At 43.9% G+C, this 14,089-nt stretch carries 19 protein-coding genes; 16 read left to right on the top strand and 3 right to left on the bottom strand.

Features of this window, described 5'->3' with window-relative positions:
- Positions 1-12 precede the first annotated feature (12 nt).
- From mltG to M3N64_RS00585, 12 genes are all read left to right on the top strand, one after another.
- Complete coding sequence (mltG, locus tag M3N64_RS00640; protein ID WP_249095170.1) at positions 13-1,092, top strand: endolytic transglycosylase MltG; 1,080 nt, start codon at positions 13-15, stop codon at positions 1,090-1,092.
- A gap of 41 nt (positions 1,093-1,133) precedes the next feature.
- Positions 1,134-1,814, top strand: a complete 681-nt coding sequence (locus M3N64_RS00635) for an O-methyltransferase (RefSeq protein ID WP_249095138.1) — start codon at positions 1,134-1,136, stop codon at positions 1,812-1,814.
- Positions 1,801-2,442, top strand: coding sequence for a uridine kinase (udk, locus tag M3N64_RS00630; protein WP_249095135.1), 642 nt, complete (start codon positions 1,801-1,803; stop codon positions 2,440-2,442). The genes M3N64_RS00635 and udk overlap by 14 nt, the downstream gene beginning before the upstream one ends.
- Positions 2,443-2,533: 91 nt before the next feature.
- Entirely contained in the window at positions 2,534-3,004 is a 471-nt protein-coding gene (gene greA / locus M3N64_RS00625; RefSeq protein WP_249095132.1) for a transcription elongation factor GreA, read from the top strand.
- A 477-nt stretch (positions 3,005-3,481) separates the two neighbouring features.
- A complete protein-coding gene (locus M3N64_RS00620) occupies positions 3,482-4,063 on the top strand; it encodes a YrrS family protein (protein WP_249095129.1) in 582 nt (193 codons plus the stop codon).
- 505 nt (positions 4,064-4,568) lie between these two features.
- Positions 4,569-5,210, top strand: a complete 642-nt coding sequence (locus tag M3N64_RS00615; protein WP_249095126.1) for a class I SAM-dependent DNA methyltransferase — start codon at positions 4,569-4,571, stop codon at positions 5,208-5,210.
- An 18-nt stretch (positions 5,211-5,228) separates the two neighbouring features.
- Complete coding sequence (mtnN, locus tag M3N64_RS00610; RefSeq protein ID WP_249095124.1) at positions 5,229-5,939, top strand: 5'-methylthioadenosine/S-adenosylhomocysteine nucleosidase; 711 nt, start codon at positions 5,229-5,231, stop codon at positions 5,937-5,939.
- Positions 5,929-6,396, top strand: a complete 468-nt coding sequence (locus tag M3N64_RS00605; protein WP_249095107.1) for an S-ribosylhomocysteine lyase — start codon at positions 5,929-5,931, stop codon at positions 6,394-6,396. The genes mtnN and M3N64_RS00605 overlap by 11 nt, the downstream gene beginning before the upstream one ends.
- A 30-nt stretch (positions 6,397-6,426) precedes the next feature.
- Positions 6,427-7,341: a PLP-dependent cysteine synthase family protein gene (locus M3N64_RS00600; RefSeq protein WP_249095105.1), complete on the top strand. Its 915-nt coding sequence runs from the start codon at positions 6,427-6,429 to the stop codon at positions 7,339-7,341.
- A gap of 89 nt (positions 7,342-7,430) precedes the next feature.
- Complete coding sequence (locus tag M3N64_RS00595; RefSeq protein ID WP_249095103.1) at positions 7,431-8,564, top strand: bifunctional cystathionine gamma-lyase/homocysteine desulfhydrase; 1,134 nt, start codon at positions 7,431-7,433, stop codon at positions 8,562-8,564.
- A gap of 139 nt (positions 8,565-8,703) precedes the next feature.
- On the top strand, positions 8,704-8,925 hold the full coding sequence (locus tag M3N64_RS00590) for a YrhC family protein (protein WP_249095100.1): 222 nt from the start codon (positions 8,704-8,706) through the stop codon (positions 8,923-8,925).
- A gap of 272 nt (positions 8,926-9,197) precedes the next feature.
- Positions 9,198-9,359, top strand: a complete 162-nt coding sequence (locus tag M3N64_RS00585) for a hypothetical protein (RefSeq protein ID WP_249095098.1) — start codon at positions 9,198-9,200, stop codon at positions 9,357-9,359.
- A gap of 98 nt (positions 9,360-9,457) precedes the next feature.
- On the opposite strand, the gene M3N64_RS00580 is transcribed toward M3N64_RS00585, so the two are convergent.
- The 3 genes from M3N64_RS00580 to M3N64_RS00570 all read right to left on the bottom strand — a co-directional run bounded on the left by M3N64_RS00580 (position 9,458) and on the right by M3N64_RS00570 (position 10,848).
- Complete coding sequence (locus M3N64_RS00580) at positions 9,458-9,715, bottom strand: acylphosphatase (protein WP_438270984.1); 258 nt, start codon at positions 9,713-9,715, stop codon at positions 9,458-9,460.
- Between the two features lie 155 nt (positions 9,716-9,870).
- Complete coding sequence (sigK, locus tag M3N64_RS00575) at positions 9,871-10,572, bottom strand: RNA polymerase sporulation sigma factor SigK (protein WP_249095095.1); 702 nt, start codon at positions 10,570-10,572, stop codon at positions 9,871-9,873.
- Positions 10,573-10,707: 135 nt separating this feature from the next.
- Positions 10,708-10,848 (bottom strand): sporulation histidine kinase inhibitor Sda, encoded by a 141-nt coding sequence (locus tag M3N64_RS00570; protein WP_249095091.1) that lies wholly within the window; start codon positions 10,846-10,848, stop codon positions 10,708-10,710.
- A gap of 450 nt (positions 10,849-11,298) precedes the next feature.
- Between M3N64_RS00570 and M3N64_RS00565 the strand changes: the two genes are divergently transcribed.
- Genes M3N64_RS00565 through yhbY form a run of 4 tightly spaced genes read left to right on the top strand, consistent with a single transcriptional unit; the run spans position 11,299 to position 14,086 of the window.
- Positions 11,299-11,814: a YqeG family HAD IIIA-type phosphatase gene (locus tag M3N64_RS00565; RefSeq protein WP_249095075.1), complete on the top strand. Its 516-nt coding sequence runs from the start codon at positions 11,299-11,301 to the stop codon at positions 11,812-11,814.
- Positions 11,815-11,817: 3 nt separating this feature from the next.
- Positions 11,818-12,918 carry a ribosome biogenesis GTPase YqeH gene (gene yqeH / locus M3N64_RS00560; protein WP_249095070.1) on the top strand — a complete coding sequence of 367 codons (1,101 nt, stop codon included), beginning with the start codon at positions 11,818-11,820 and terminating at the stop codon, positions 12,916-12,918.
- 5 nt (positions 12,919-12,923) lie between these two features.
- Positions 12,924-13,763 carry a shikimate dehydrogenase gene (aroE, locus tag M3N64_RS00555; protein WP_249095056.1) on the top strand — a complete coding sequence of 280 codons (840 nt, stop codon included), beginning with the start codon at positions 12,924-12,926 and terminating at the stop codon, positions 13,761-13,763.
- 26 nt (positions 13,764-13,789) lie between these two features.
- Positions 13,790-14,086 (top strand): ribosome assembly RNA-binding protein YhbY, encoded by a 297-nt coding sequence (yhbY, locus tag M3N64_RS00550; protein WP_249095037.1) that lies wholly within the window; start codon positions 13,790-13,792, stop codon positions 14,084-14,086.
- Positions 14,087-14,089: the final 3 nt, after the last annotated feature.

Raw genomic sequence — 14,089 nt, 5'->3', positions numbered from 1 at the left:
TGGCTCATTGGCATGATAAAAAAGCATTGGCGTTTATTTAGCGCCATAGTGGTTGTTTTTCTTATACTGACCGCCGGAGCTGCCTGGGGGTTTAATCGCTATTATGTAAGTCTTTTAACCCCTGTTGACAGGCAGGATGACCGGCCAGTTTCAGTGACCATCCCTCCAGGTGCGTCTGTAAGGGATATCGGTCATCTTCTGCAAGAAAAAGGTCTGGTCCGAAAAGCGTGGGCTTTTGAATTTTATGCCCGCTGGAATCATCTGAATCAGTATCATTCCGGAACTTATTCGTTTACTCAATCAATGTCGGTCGGAAAAATGATGATCAGTCTGAAAAAAGGCGAACATGAGCTTGTCCGGCTCGTGGAAGTCCGTCAGGGCATGTGGATCAGCGAAATTGCAGACCAGATGGCAAAAGCGACGCAGACGGATAAGCAGAGTATTCTTCAGAAACTTGGCAATCATGATTACATCAAGGCACACTATGCTGTAAAATATAAATTTCTGACAAATGAAGCTTTTGCAAAGGGGATTAAATATCCTCTTGAAGGTTATCTTATGCCAGGCAGTTATTCCTATAAGGTCACAAAACAGCATCCACTGACGCTTGATCGGATCGTGGATCAGATGCTTGACCGAACGGCACAGACTTATGAAACTTATGAGCCGCAGATAAAGCGGAGCAAGCTCGGATCACTTCATAAAATCCTGACTCTGGCATCTCTTGTCGAACAGGAAGCACCAGATTTGAAGAATCGCAAGAAGATTGCAGGTGTTTTTTTAAACAGACTTAATCAAAAAAAGCGTCTGGAGTCCGACACAACGGTCATTTACAGCAGACAAAAACGAAATCGCGATTATGATCTTAAAGATATCCGAAAAGACACGCCCTATAATACCTACACACGTACGGGGCTTCCTGTTGGTCCGATCGGTGCACCGGCAAAAGATGCAATCCAATCCGTGCTACAACCCACTCAATCGGATGATTTGTTTTTTTACGCAAGACCAAACGGAAAAATTTATTATTCGAAAACATTTGAAGAACATAAAAAAATTGTTGCAAAATATAGACATGAGTGGTCGGAATGATCGTGAGTTTGCGGTAATAAATGAATTGGAGGAAGAAAAACTTGATTGATTTTAAAGCGCTGTCGGCTTACGCGGCCGCTTTTACACAATCAGAAAATGATCTGCTTCGGCGCATGGAACAGCGTGCATCTGATCTTTATATTCCGATTATGCAGCCTTCTGCAATGGCCTTTCTTCAGCAACTGATTCAATGGACCGGCGCGCGTCAAATTCTTGAGCTGGGAACAGCGATTGGCTATTCTTCTATACGAATGGCGATTGCTGCGGGACAAGATGCTCAAATCATAACCGTTGAAAGAGATGAGAAAATGATTTGTGAGGCGCGTCAGAATATTGAAGCGCTTCATCTGCAGAATGCCATTCAAATTGTCGAAGGCGATGCCACAATGCACTTACCTGAAATTGAAAAAGCCGCTCCTTATGATCTCATTTTAATTGACGCGGCAAAAGCGCAGTATGAACATCTGTTTATGAAGTGTGCAGCAATGGTTGGCAAAGGCGGAATGATCGTGACCGATAATGTTTTTTTTCACGGTCTCGTCTGCAACATTGATGCAGTAAAAAAGAAGCAGCTGAACAGGCTGGTTAAAAAGATAGACGATTATAACCATTTCTTATTCAAGCAAAAAAAGTTTGACACTATTTTTCTTACGATCGGCGATGGGATGGCTGTAAGTACGAAGAATAGTGATGGGGAGGAATGCTGCCTTGAGAAGAAATAAGCCGATTGTCATTGGTGTAGCCGGTGGCTCAGGTTCCGGGAAAACGACGGTTACTAAAGAAATCTACCGAAGTTTCCCAGACAAATCAATCGCAGTGATCCAGCAGGACTCCTATTATAAAGCGCAGGATGATAAGCCTTTTGAAAAAAGATTACTTACCAATTATGATCATCCGCTTGCTTTCGACACCGATTTGCTGATTTCTCATATCAAAGAACTGCTTCACTTTCACCCGATAAAAAAACCTGTATATGACTATACAGTACATACAAGATCTGCTAAAATTGTACCCGTCGAACCGAAAGATGTGATTATTCTTGAAGGTATATTAATCCTTGAGGATGAGAGACTGCGCGATCTGATGGATATAAAAGTTTTTGTGGATACCGATGCGGATCTGCGCATTATTCGGCGTCTGCTCCGTGATACGGAGGAACGCGGGCGAAGTGTTGAATCAGTCATTAACCAGTATCTGACTGCCGTTCGTCCAATGCATCTGCAATTCGTTGAACCGACGAAACGTTATGCGGATATCATTATCCCGGAAGGCGGGAAGAACACAGTAGCAATTGATTTGATGACAACGAAAATACGTGCTGTTCTGGAAAGCACGAGCGAATCATGGTAAATTAAGTGATTAAACGTTTGCAGTCTATACCGGATGTAAGGTATTGGCGAAGTGAACAGATGGACATAATTTATTCAGGAGTGTGGAAGAAATGGCTGAAAAACTTCATTATATGACCGCTGAAGGAAAAGCAAAGCTTGAACATGAACTGGAATATTTGAAGACGGAAAAGAGAAAAGAAGTCGTTGAACGCATTAAAATTGCCCGTGGCTTTGGTGACCTGTCTGAGAACTCGGAATATGATGCGGCCAAAGATGAACAGGCTTTTGTTGAATCACGTATCCAACAGCTGGAACTCATGATTCGTAATTCAGTAATTATTGAGGACGATGAAACGACTGATGTTGTGAAAATTGGTAAATCAGTGACTTTCCGTGAATTGCCGGATGGTGAAGAAGAGACTTATCAGATTGTCGGCAGCGCAGAGTCAGATCCTTTTAAAGGGAAAATATCAAACGATTCACCAATGGCAAAAGGATTGATTGGTCTGTCTGTCGGTGAAGAAGTGACGGTCAATACGCCGGGCGGCGACATTCGTGTCAAGATTTTAAAAGTGGAATAATCGTTTCTCAGTGACGGCGCAAATCTGTTCGGTTGTGATTCATACCGGCGGATTTGCTTTTTTTATGCTATAAGAAAGTTTAAAATTCAGCGGATTATCGTATAAGTGCAGCGGCTTTGCCTTTGCCAGGGGCTTGGCAAAGGCAAGTTTTCTAATACTCTTGAAGGCGTGTAAATATAATAATTTTGGTTTTATTCCCGGTTTCTCTTATATTCTTGGATTATCATGCATTCGTCAGAGCCATGTGCATATCTTAGAGGGAAACTCGAATTAGATTTAAAAAAGACAGTCACGATTCTTACTCTGGGTTCGAATCATTTCTTATTAGTATTGCATTTAGAAGGAAAAAACTCGTTTTTCAGGTAAAACGAGAACGATTAATCTATCGTTCTGCTGTTCAAACCATCATATCAAGAGTTTGTTTTTACAATCATGGTTGTTACATGAGCTGTAGTCGATCAAAAAGGAGGATGTCATATGAGAAGTCAAAGAGGGAGTGGGTATTCCTCATCCCGCTACGAGCAGCGCAGAAGCAGGACAGACCGTTTGCTTGGCTGGATCATTGGCATGGTCTCACTGCTGATTTTAGTGGTCGGCTGCATCATTCTCATTTCCGTTTTCCATACATCATCGGAAACGAACCAGGCGTCATCGTCAAATACGCATTCACAGTCCAGCACAACCAACAACAGCAAATCACAGGAAAGTAAATCGGATAAATCATCATCTTCGTCTTCAATATCGGATTCAAGTCAGGTTTCAAATGACGACAGCAGCACTGCTTCGAGTGCTGACTCAAGTTCGTCATCACAATCGGATGAGAATCATCAGGCATCTTATGAGATGGGGTCGGCGGACTGGAATGCTCAAGTCGCCGCAATTTCTGAAGCAACCGGAATCGAAGAAGAAAGCATGACTATTCGCTGGTTAGGAAATGGCGGCACGCCCAACAGTTCACTCGCCCGTGTGGCACCTAAGGATAATCAAAATGCGATTTATGTTGTGCATCTCGTTTACAAAAACGGTCACTGGCAAGCAGATGATGTGAAAAAACCATAAAATTATTTTTTCAAAAAATGACTGTGATTAAGAAAGTATACCTTTTGCGCCGGGCGCTTTTGTCCGGCTTTTTTGTACAGTAAGAAAGTATATAAATTTTAAGGAACATAGTCTAAACAAGTAAAGAAAGTATAAGATTTTGACCCGCATGAAAACCAATAAACCGGTGCCTTGCCGAGAATCAACGTGGGGGTGTGAGATGCCTGCGGAGCGTTCCTGTTGATCAGCGAGCCTGGGAAGACCCCGCAGGAATTTGCCTGCCTGAGAAGGCTTCCGGATGCCCGCGGCAAGTGAGCAACTGGAGTGTCCGTAAAGACAAGTTCTACGGAAAAGGACTAAGCTCAACCTAGTCTTTCTAACGTTTTGAAAATTCTCTGTCATTCAGAGCTGATGTGTATCAGTTGAAGACTTTTACAACCTGTGCTAATTTAGTAACATTGAATGCTTTAATCCATACTAATATTATACGAATAAACAGTATTATGGCATTATTGGAGGTATTCGCATGGGACGCGAATTTATTCATACATTTGAGCAATGGGCAGACAAATACGATCAGTCGGTTTCCGGAAGCGATCCGGAATACAGGGAAGTTTTCAAGGACTACGAGATAATACTTGATGAAGTAGCAGAAAATGCACGTGGAGCTGTTCTTGAATTTGGCGTTGGCACAGGCAACTTAACAAAAAAATTGATCAAGAATCATTGGCAGATAACCGGAATTGAGCCGTCAGAAAAAATGCGCAGAAAGGCGCTGGCAAAACTTCCAGGGCTAAGATTGCTCGACGGCGATTTTCTTGATTTTCCGAAACCGGATCATCAAGTGGATACAATTGTCAGTTCCTTTGCCTTTCATCACTTAACGGATGCGGAAAAAGAACAGGCGATTGAAATCTATAGTCGCCTGCTCTCAAATAATGGTAGAATAGTGTTTGCAGATACTTTGTTCGGAAGCGAGATTGAGAAAAAAAGGATACATCGCTGGGCACGTGAACACCGTTATTTTCATCTGCTGAAGGATTTGCAGACAGAGTATTATCCGCTGCGCGGAACGCTGTACAGGATGTTTCGCAAGCATCATTTTATTCCCTATTTTAAGCAGCTGAACGAATTTGCGTGGTTAATCGTTGCTGAAAAAAATTCATGATTTCGGAGGATCGAGACTGTGACACTAGGAATAATCGGGGCAATGGAAGAGGAAGTGTCCCTGCTCAGAGAACAACTGGATAAAGCTGAATCATACGAAATTGCCGGGTGCCATTTTTTTAAAGGGCAGCTGCAAGGTACAGATGTTGTCCTTCTTCAGTCCGGAATCGGTAAAGTGAGCGCGGCAGTCGGTACAACGTTGCTGATTGATCATTACCATCCTAAGGCCGTGATAAACACCGGTTCAGCAGGCGGAACAGATTCTGCGCTGTCGATTGGCGATGTAGTCATTTCGTCATCTGTGGTCCATCACGATGCGGACGCGACTGCATTTGGCTATGTACCCGGACAAATTCCGGGCATGCCAGCAGAGTTCCTGCCGGGCCAGGCGCTTGTTCAGGTGGCATTTGCTGCAGGAAAGTCAGTACTGGACGATCATCAGATTGTCGAGGGGCAAATTGGTTCTGGCGATACATTCATGGCTGACCCACAGCGCATCAAATCGGTGATGCACACTTTTCCAAAATTAAAAGCGGTGGAGATGGAGGCGGCGGCTATTGCACAGGTGTGTCAGCAGTTTCATGTTCCGTTTCTCATTATCCGGTCTTTGTCCGATATTGCAGGCAAAAATTCATCGGTTTCTTTCGATCAGTTTTTAAAAAAGGCTGCCCGTCATTCAGCAGAATTTACACTTTCTATCATAAAGGAGCTGTCCAATCATGGAGCGTAAAAAAATGAATGTGGAAAGTTTTAACCTGGACCATACGAAAGTTAAAGCCCCCTATGTCCGCCTTGTTGGTGTGACTAGGGCGCCGCATGGTGATGAAATTTATAAATATGATGTTCGTTTCTGCCAGCCGAACCAGGAGCATATGGAGATGCCAGCACTTCATTCCATGGAACACTTAATGGCGGAAAACATTCGCAATCATATTGATAATATATTTGATGTCGGCCCGATGGGCTGCCAGACCGGTTTTTATGTGTCGATTATCGATAACAGCAGCTACGATGCGATTCTTAAGGCACTTGAGCAGACGTTGAACGATATATTAAATGCAACAGAAGTTCCAGCTGCAAACTGTTATCAGTGCGGCTGGGCGGCAAGCCACGATCTTGCTGGAGCAAAAAAAATTGCAGAAAAAATGCTGGCGCACAAGTCCGAATGGAAAGAGATTTATGTCTGACCTTGTGCCCATCAAGAGGGAGAGAAGGTTATGGCCGTTTACAAGAACGTGCATGAACTTGTCGGAAAAACGCCGCTCGTTCAATTAGAGGCATTTCCATTGCCTGAAGGAGTCCATCTCTATGCAAAGTGTGAATTCTTTAATCCGGGCGGTAGCGTGAAGGACAGATTGGGAGAGAAACTTGTCCGCGAAGCATTGCAGTCAGGCACGCTGAAACCGGGTGGAACCTTAATTGAACCGACAGCGGGGAATACTGGTATTGGTTTAGCTCTTGCTGCGATTGGCAAGGGCATTAAGGTGATCTTCTGTGTGCCTGAGAAATTTAGCATCGAAAAGCAAATCATTATGAAGGCGCTCGGTGCTGAAATTGTCACAACACCGACAGAGCTGGGCATGACTGGAGCGATTGCCAAGTCCCGTGAATTGGCGCAGTCGATTGAAGGCGGTTATTGCCCGAATCAATTTGCCAATCCTGATAATCCGGCAGCATACACGGAAACACTTGGACCGGAAATCTGGGAAGATCTGAATGGAAAAGTGGATGTTCTTGTTGCTGGTGCCGGAACGGGCGGCACATTTACCGGAACCGCTGAATATCTGAAAGCGAAAAATCCAGATGTAAAAACAATTGTTGTCGAACCGGTTGGCTCTATCCTTAACGGAGGTACACCTGCTGAGCACCGAACTGAGGGGATTGGCATGGAATTTATTCCTTCTTTCGTTAAAACCGAGTATTTTGATGGTATTTATACAGTTAGCGATGAAGATGCTTTTCGCAGACTAAAAGAGGCAGCAAGAAAAGAGGGCCTGCTCATTGGAAGTTCCTCGGGTTCTGCATTGCATGCAGCGCTGCTTGAGGCAGAGAGATCGAGGAAAGGGACGAATATTGTCGTTATTTTTCCGGATTCCAGCGAACGTTATCTCAATGAACATATTTATAGTTAAATCATGCAGCAATTCTTGAGTGGTTGTGCGTTAAAAAGCAGCATTAAAATTTCACAGCATTATTTTTTTAGAAAACGGGGGGATGAGACATGAAAGCAAAAACGCAGGTCGTACACGCGGGCATCACTGGTGATGAATTTACAGGTAGCGTCAGTGTACCGATTTATCAAACCAGTACCTATAAGCAGGAATCAGTAGGAAAAACAAAAGGCTACGATTATTCACGGTCCGCTAATCCGACACGCCGAGCGCTGGAAGTTTTGATCAGGGATCTTGAACATGGTAAAGCGGGTTTTGCTTTCGGATCTGGCATGGCAGCGATCTCATCGGTGCTGATGCTTTTAAACAGCGGAGATCATCTGGTGATTACTGATGATGTATACGGAGGGACATTCCGGGTTATTGACAAAGTTTTTAAACGGCTGGGTATTTCAGCGACCTTTATCGATACGAGCAAACCTGAAAACATTGAAAGGGCGATCACCGAAAAAACCAAAGCCATCTATCTTGAGACACCAACAAATCCGCTGCTTAAGGTGACGGATATTCAGAAATCCGCAACGATTGCACACGATCATGGGCTTATACTCATTGTTGACAATACCTTCGCCACACCGTATTGGCAGCATCCGCTTGATTTAGGCGCAGATATTGTGCTGCACAGCGCAACAAAATATATTGGCGGACACAGTGACGTGGTCGCGGGGCTTGTAGCTGTTGCAACGGATGAACTGGCTGAACGTCTCTATTTTATCCAAAACTCGGTCGGTGCGGTTTCCGGTCCTCAAGACGCGTGGCTACTGCTCAGAGGTATCAAGACCCTTGGACTTCGCATGGAGCAGATTGAAAAAAATGCACGTCAGATTGCAAAATTTCTTACTGAACATCCCAAAGTAAAGCGCGTTTATTATCCGGGTCTGGAGTCGCATCCAGGCCATGCGCTTGCTGCGCGACAGGCATCTGGCTTTGGCGGTATGATTTCATTTGATGCGGGGGATGAAGCAGCAGCAAATCGAATTTTATCCCGTGTCCGATATTTCACGCTGGCTGAGAGCCTTGGTGCGGTGGAGAGTCTGATCTCGGTTCCGGCAAAAATGACACATGCATCGATTCCAAAAGTTCGACGCGAAGAACTGGGTATCACCGACGGCCTGATCCGTCTTTCCGTTGGTATTGAGGACGCAGAAGATTTGATTGAGGATTTAAAAAACGCACTTGAATAACGGTATTCTGTTTAGGAAACGCACAAGCAGAATATTGCCAAGTCGTAAAGACGGTCTCCTTATTGTGAAAAATTTCCTGAACCGTTTTCCCCTCTCTCATGGTATAGTAATCTAGTGATAACTGACGGAGGGGATGAACATGGAAGAAGAGCAGAAGATGATCATGGAGAAAATTACGGACTGCCGAAGATTTGGCATGATGTGCCTGTCACTCAGCACTTTTCTCTATATGGGCATGCTGATTCCGGGTTATGGTGATGTTGAATGGAAGGCTGGGTTGCTCGCTTGTTCCAGTTTCCTGTTTTTAATATTATCGTTTGTTTTTTATCGAAGATCGGCCAAACTCAATGAAAAAATATAATATGCTGGTGCATTTAAAGCTTCTGGACAACCCGTTACGGTTGTTCGGGGGCTTTTTGAGTTATCGTTCTTTTTAGTTTTGGTGTGAAAACAAGTGTTCATGCTGAAATGTGAAGCCGGAGGATGCAGGATCGGTGGCACGGCTTTTCTAATACTTTTAAGTCGTAGAGAAAATCAGTCTTCAGCGGGAGAATAAAACCATTCGAAAGGACGTCGAAACGCGGTGGATCGGGCAATAAAATGAATGTATGACAAAACAGGAGGCTGATTTCAATGGATCGATTCCGTATTCATTCAGGCATGATTTTTAATTGGGGATTATTCTCTGAGGAGGACGTGACACAGTTTTTACATCGAGACCGCTTCGAAAAAGCGCATGAAACGGTTTTGGATTATCAATGCACGAATTTTTATCAGATCGCTTTCTATCGCTGACCAGATGTAACATGCGGGAAGAGAGAATGATTGCTGGAAAAAACAGCAGCAGATAAGATGTAAAGGTCTTTTTCTGCTGCTGCTCGCCGGTTATCTATTTAGTTTCGGATCTCAAATTGATGAAAGTTTTTCGGCTCTGTATATTCATAAATGTCAACGTCGCTGATTCGTGAAAAGGGGCTTCCTTTTTTAATGGTTTTCATAAATTGCTGAATGTCGGATTTTTCACCTTCTGCAACGATTTCAACGCTGCCATCGCTTCGGTTGCGGACCCAGCCGAAAACACGATAGACGTTTGCAGTCTGCCAGGTGAAGTAGCGAAAACCGACTGCCTGCACTCTGCCTTTCACGATCATGTGAATGGCTTTTATTTCTTCAGGCTCGCCCATGAGATTTAATCCTTTATTCTTGTCTGATTTGTTCATCATAATCCCTCGATTCTGGTTCTTATTCTGAACTTCTCTGGTTTTAGTGTACCATTGAATGGGGGGATGTGTATATTTATCGATTTTTAATGATTCGGTTTTCGATAAATTTCATGGAACAGTTTCATGAGTGCACGTTTTTCGATGCGTGATACATAACTTCTTGATATGGACAGTTTATTTGCGATTTCTCTCTGTGTCAGTTCATCCTGATTGTTAAGCCCGAAACGGTTGATAATCACTTCACGTTCACGAGCGTCAAGAATGTGCAGGGCACCATATATTTTCTTTGTTTCAAGGTTGAGTGAAATTTCATCGACGACGTCTTTGTTGCCTGATTTCAGAATGTCGATCAGACTAATGGTGTTTCCTTCTTTATCCTGGCCGATCGGATCGTTCAATGAAACATCTTTTCTGGTTTTTTTAAGCCCACGTAAATGCATCAGAATCTGATTTTCAATACATCTGGCCGCGTAGGTGGCAAGTTTCGTACCCTTATCTGCCGAATAACTGTTAATCGCCTTGATTAAGCCGATCGAACCTATCGAGATTAAGTCATCAGTATCTTCTTTTGTATTGTCGAATTTTTTGACAATATGAGCAACGAGACGCAGATTGTGCTCGATGAGTTTGTTGCGTGCCTTCTCATCTCCTTCAGCCATCCGTTTCAGACATTCAGCTTCTTCTTTCTCTGACAACGGCTGAGGAAACGCATTATTTTTGATATAGGAAACCAGCAGCCATACATTTTTGAAAAGATAGGCAATTCCACCGACAATTGACAGCATAATCGTTCACTCCCCGGGAGATCTGATTTTTCTTCGCTGTCTTTTAGTCTATGGGTGTTTGCCCTGTTCTGTGCCTGTCTGCTGGATAAATGAGCGAATACCGAAGGGTTTCTGAAACCGGGAAGTTCTAAATGATCAGCTCGTTTGTTTTAATTCCTTCTCCAGGCTTCGTCTGTTTATTTCAGCCTCAATTAATTTGATAAAGTCTTCGCTTAAATGAAATTCTTTCGCCTTAGTATAGGACTCAATAAGCAAATCGTCAGATAGATTGTTCATTTTCAACCGTTACCGGGTTTTCATCTCCTTTAAAAAATGTTTTGAGTAGAATCATTGACAATTCAACCTGTGGAAAAACGCGCAGAACTCAGGGAGAAATTTTTTGAAATTGTCAACCGCTTCCATTTGTACTGGCCATTGTGCATATTCCAGTAAATTTTATAAATACACTCTATCATGTTCCTGGATAAGGGACAATTCGTTTTTTATCCACACGAAAGGTGGATAACTTGTGGGTTTTGTGTGGGTAAAAGATAAAAAATGTAGAAAACTACAAGCGGGTACTGTGGATAAAAACTATCCACAAGTATGCTTTGTCAGCATGTGTCGAAAAATTTTGCTTCTATATAGCGACCCTCACGCATACAAATCGTTAATTTTAGGAAATAGGGCTTGGTAAAATGACGAACATGTGGGAAAATGAGATCAGGATATGAGGTGAAGTATTTCGTGCTGAAACAATTTTTGCCTGAAGAACATGCAGAAAGCATTCTGAATATAGATCCGGACAAGCTAAAGCGAAGGGGCATTAAGGCTCTTGTTACGGATTTGGATAATACATTGATTGCATGGAATGAAAAGGATATGAAGCCGGAACTTATGCGCTGGTTTTCTGAACTAAGGGAAGCAGGCATCACAGTGATGATCGTATCAAATAACAATGAAAGGCGCGTCCAGGCCTTTTCACACCTTGCGGATCTTCCATTCATTTATCACGCACGGAAGCCGTTGCCGTTTGCTTTTAAAAGAGCAATGAAGATGATGGATGTGACTGGTGAGGAGACCGTTGTTGTCGGCGATCAGCTGATGACTGATATTTGGGGTGGAAATCAGGTCGGCGCGCACACCCTTTTAGTAACACCCATTGCTTCAACAGATGGATGGGCAACAAAAGTGAACCGCCATTTGGAACGCTGGATCCTTTCGCTGCTGAGACGTAAAGGGTGGCTGAAATGGGGGGAATAAAGCATGGTTGACCTTTATTGTTCGGGGTGCGGTGTTAAAATTCAGACTGAGGATCCGGAAATGATCGGCTATGCGCCGGCAAGCGCTTTACAGCATAAACCTGTCGTTTGCCAGCGCTGTTTCCGATTGACCCATTACAATGAAATTCAGGATGTTTCCCTGAATAGTGACGATTTTTTAGCAATGTTGTACAGGATCTCCGATAAAGATGCCCTTGTTGTTTATTTAGTGGACCTTTTTGATATTGCCGGAAGCTGGGTTCCTGACCTTCAGCGTTTCATCGGCAGCAATCCGGTGCTTCTGATAGGGAATAAACATGATTTATTTCCAAAATCAACGAATCCAAATAAACTCATCAGCTGGCTGCGAAGGTCTGCGCGTGGGCAAGGAATTGATCCGGTAGAGGTCCTTCTCATGAGTGCCGGAAAAAACCATGGGGTGGACGAAGCGGCATCGAAAATTGATGTGTATCGGAAAGAACGTGATGTTTATGTAGTCGGTTCAACCAATGTTGGGAAATCAACATTTATTAACCGACTGATCCGAAATCTGGGCTCAGGTGATTCGGTGATCACGACCTCACGTTTTCCAGGCACCACTTTGGATTTTATTTCCATTCCGCTTAACGATGGTCATCATTTATACGATACGCCCGGCGTTGTCAATGATCATCAGGTGGCGCAGCATATCGACACGCGTGACTACAAGATCATAATGCCTTCAAAAGAGATCAAACCAAAAGTGTATCAGTTGAATGAAGGGCAGACGTTATTTCTTGGCGGCCTTGCACGTGTCGATTACATTGGGACTTCGCGCAGATCATTGATTGTCTACGCATCCGGCGCTTTGCTTATCCACCGGACGAAGACGGAACAGGCGGACGATCTCTACAAGCGGCAGCTTGGGAATCTGCTTGCACCTCCCGGCAAGGATACTCACCTGCCGCCAATGGTCCGGCATGATTTCCGTACGCGTGAGACGGATACAGATGTTGTTTTTTCCGGCCTGGGATGGATCACGATCAAAGGAAAAGGGGCATTTGTATCTGCCTATGCCCCGAAAGGAATCGGTGTCTCGTTGCGCCCATCAATCATAAAGGGGTAGATATGGTGACGGATCAATATCGACTCATTGGTGCACCGGTTGCACACAGCCTTTCTCCAGTTATGCATAATTATTGGTTCAGATCACTGGAAATTTCCGCGTATTATCAGGCGGATCTTGTCACGCGGGATGAACTGGAACAGGCCGTCATGCAAATACGAGCATCCGGAATCAAAGGTTTTAATGTGACCTTCCCACACAAAAAGTCAATTTTACTGTTGCTCGATGAACTAAGCGAACGCGCCCGCCTGATCGGCGCGGTAAATACGGTCGTTTGCGCAGGTTCCAGGCTGATCGGGTATAATACAGATGGAGTGGGATTCTTACAGGGTCTGTTTCACCATTTTCCAAATCTTGCCCAGAAGCAGCATCTGTCCGTACTGATGATCGGCGCTGGAGGCGCAGCTTATTCAGTCGCTCAGATTCTGTCCGAAACCATTGCTGAACGTATTGATATTTGCAATCGAACCATGGAAAAAGCGTTTCACCTCAGTGCAGCATGTGGCGCATCCGTTTTATCTGATGCGCTGACCTTTGCACAGGCGGAACAGCATTTGGATCAGTATCAAATAGTTATTAATACAACCTCTGTTGGTCTCATGCCAGAGCAGGACCATTTACTGATTCGGCTTGATCATGCGTGCAGACATACCGTATTTGTCGATCTTATCTATCAACCAAGGCGCACGGCTTTACTTAAAGAAGCAGAGCGGCATGGGTTCCCTGTTCTGAATGGCTTGTCCATGCTGGTGTACCAAGGCGCACTTGCTTTTCAAATGTGGACACAATTGGTTCCAGACAGCAGATCAATGGAATCCTATCTTGAAAATAATTATCTGTCCTGAATGAAAACGGAGGCATTTATAAGAATATGCTTAGCAATGACCAGAAAAAATTTTTGAAAAAATTAGCCCATCCGCTTAAACCGGTCTTTCAGGTTGGAAAAACCGGTGTACACGATCAGTTTATTCAAGAAATTGATCGTGTCCTGGAAAAGCGTGAATTAATTAAAATTCAGTTTTTGCAGAATACATTTGAGAATCCGGTAGAAGCAGGCAGAAAAATCAGCGAATATACGCATTCAGAGCTTGTCCAAGTCATTGGTCACACAGCGGTTCTCTACCGGCGTTCAGAAAAACACCGGCAGATCGATGTTCCGTTAAGGTAGGGC

This window comes from Sporolactobacillus mangiferae, from assembly GCF_023336505.1.
GTDB classification, from domain to species: domain Bacteria; phylum Bacillota; class Bacilli; order Bacillales; family Sporolactobacillaceae; genus Sporolactobacillus; species Sporolactobacillus mangiferae.
Note: the sequence above shows the minus strand (reverse complement) of the source record. Positions and strands in the feature narration are given on the sequence as shown.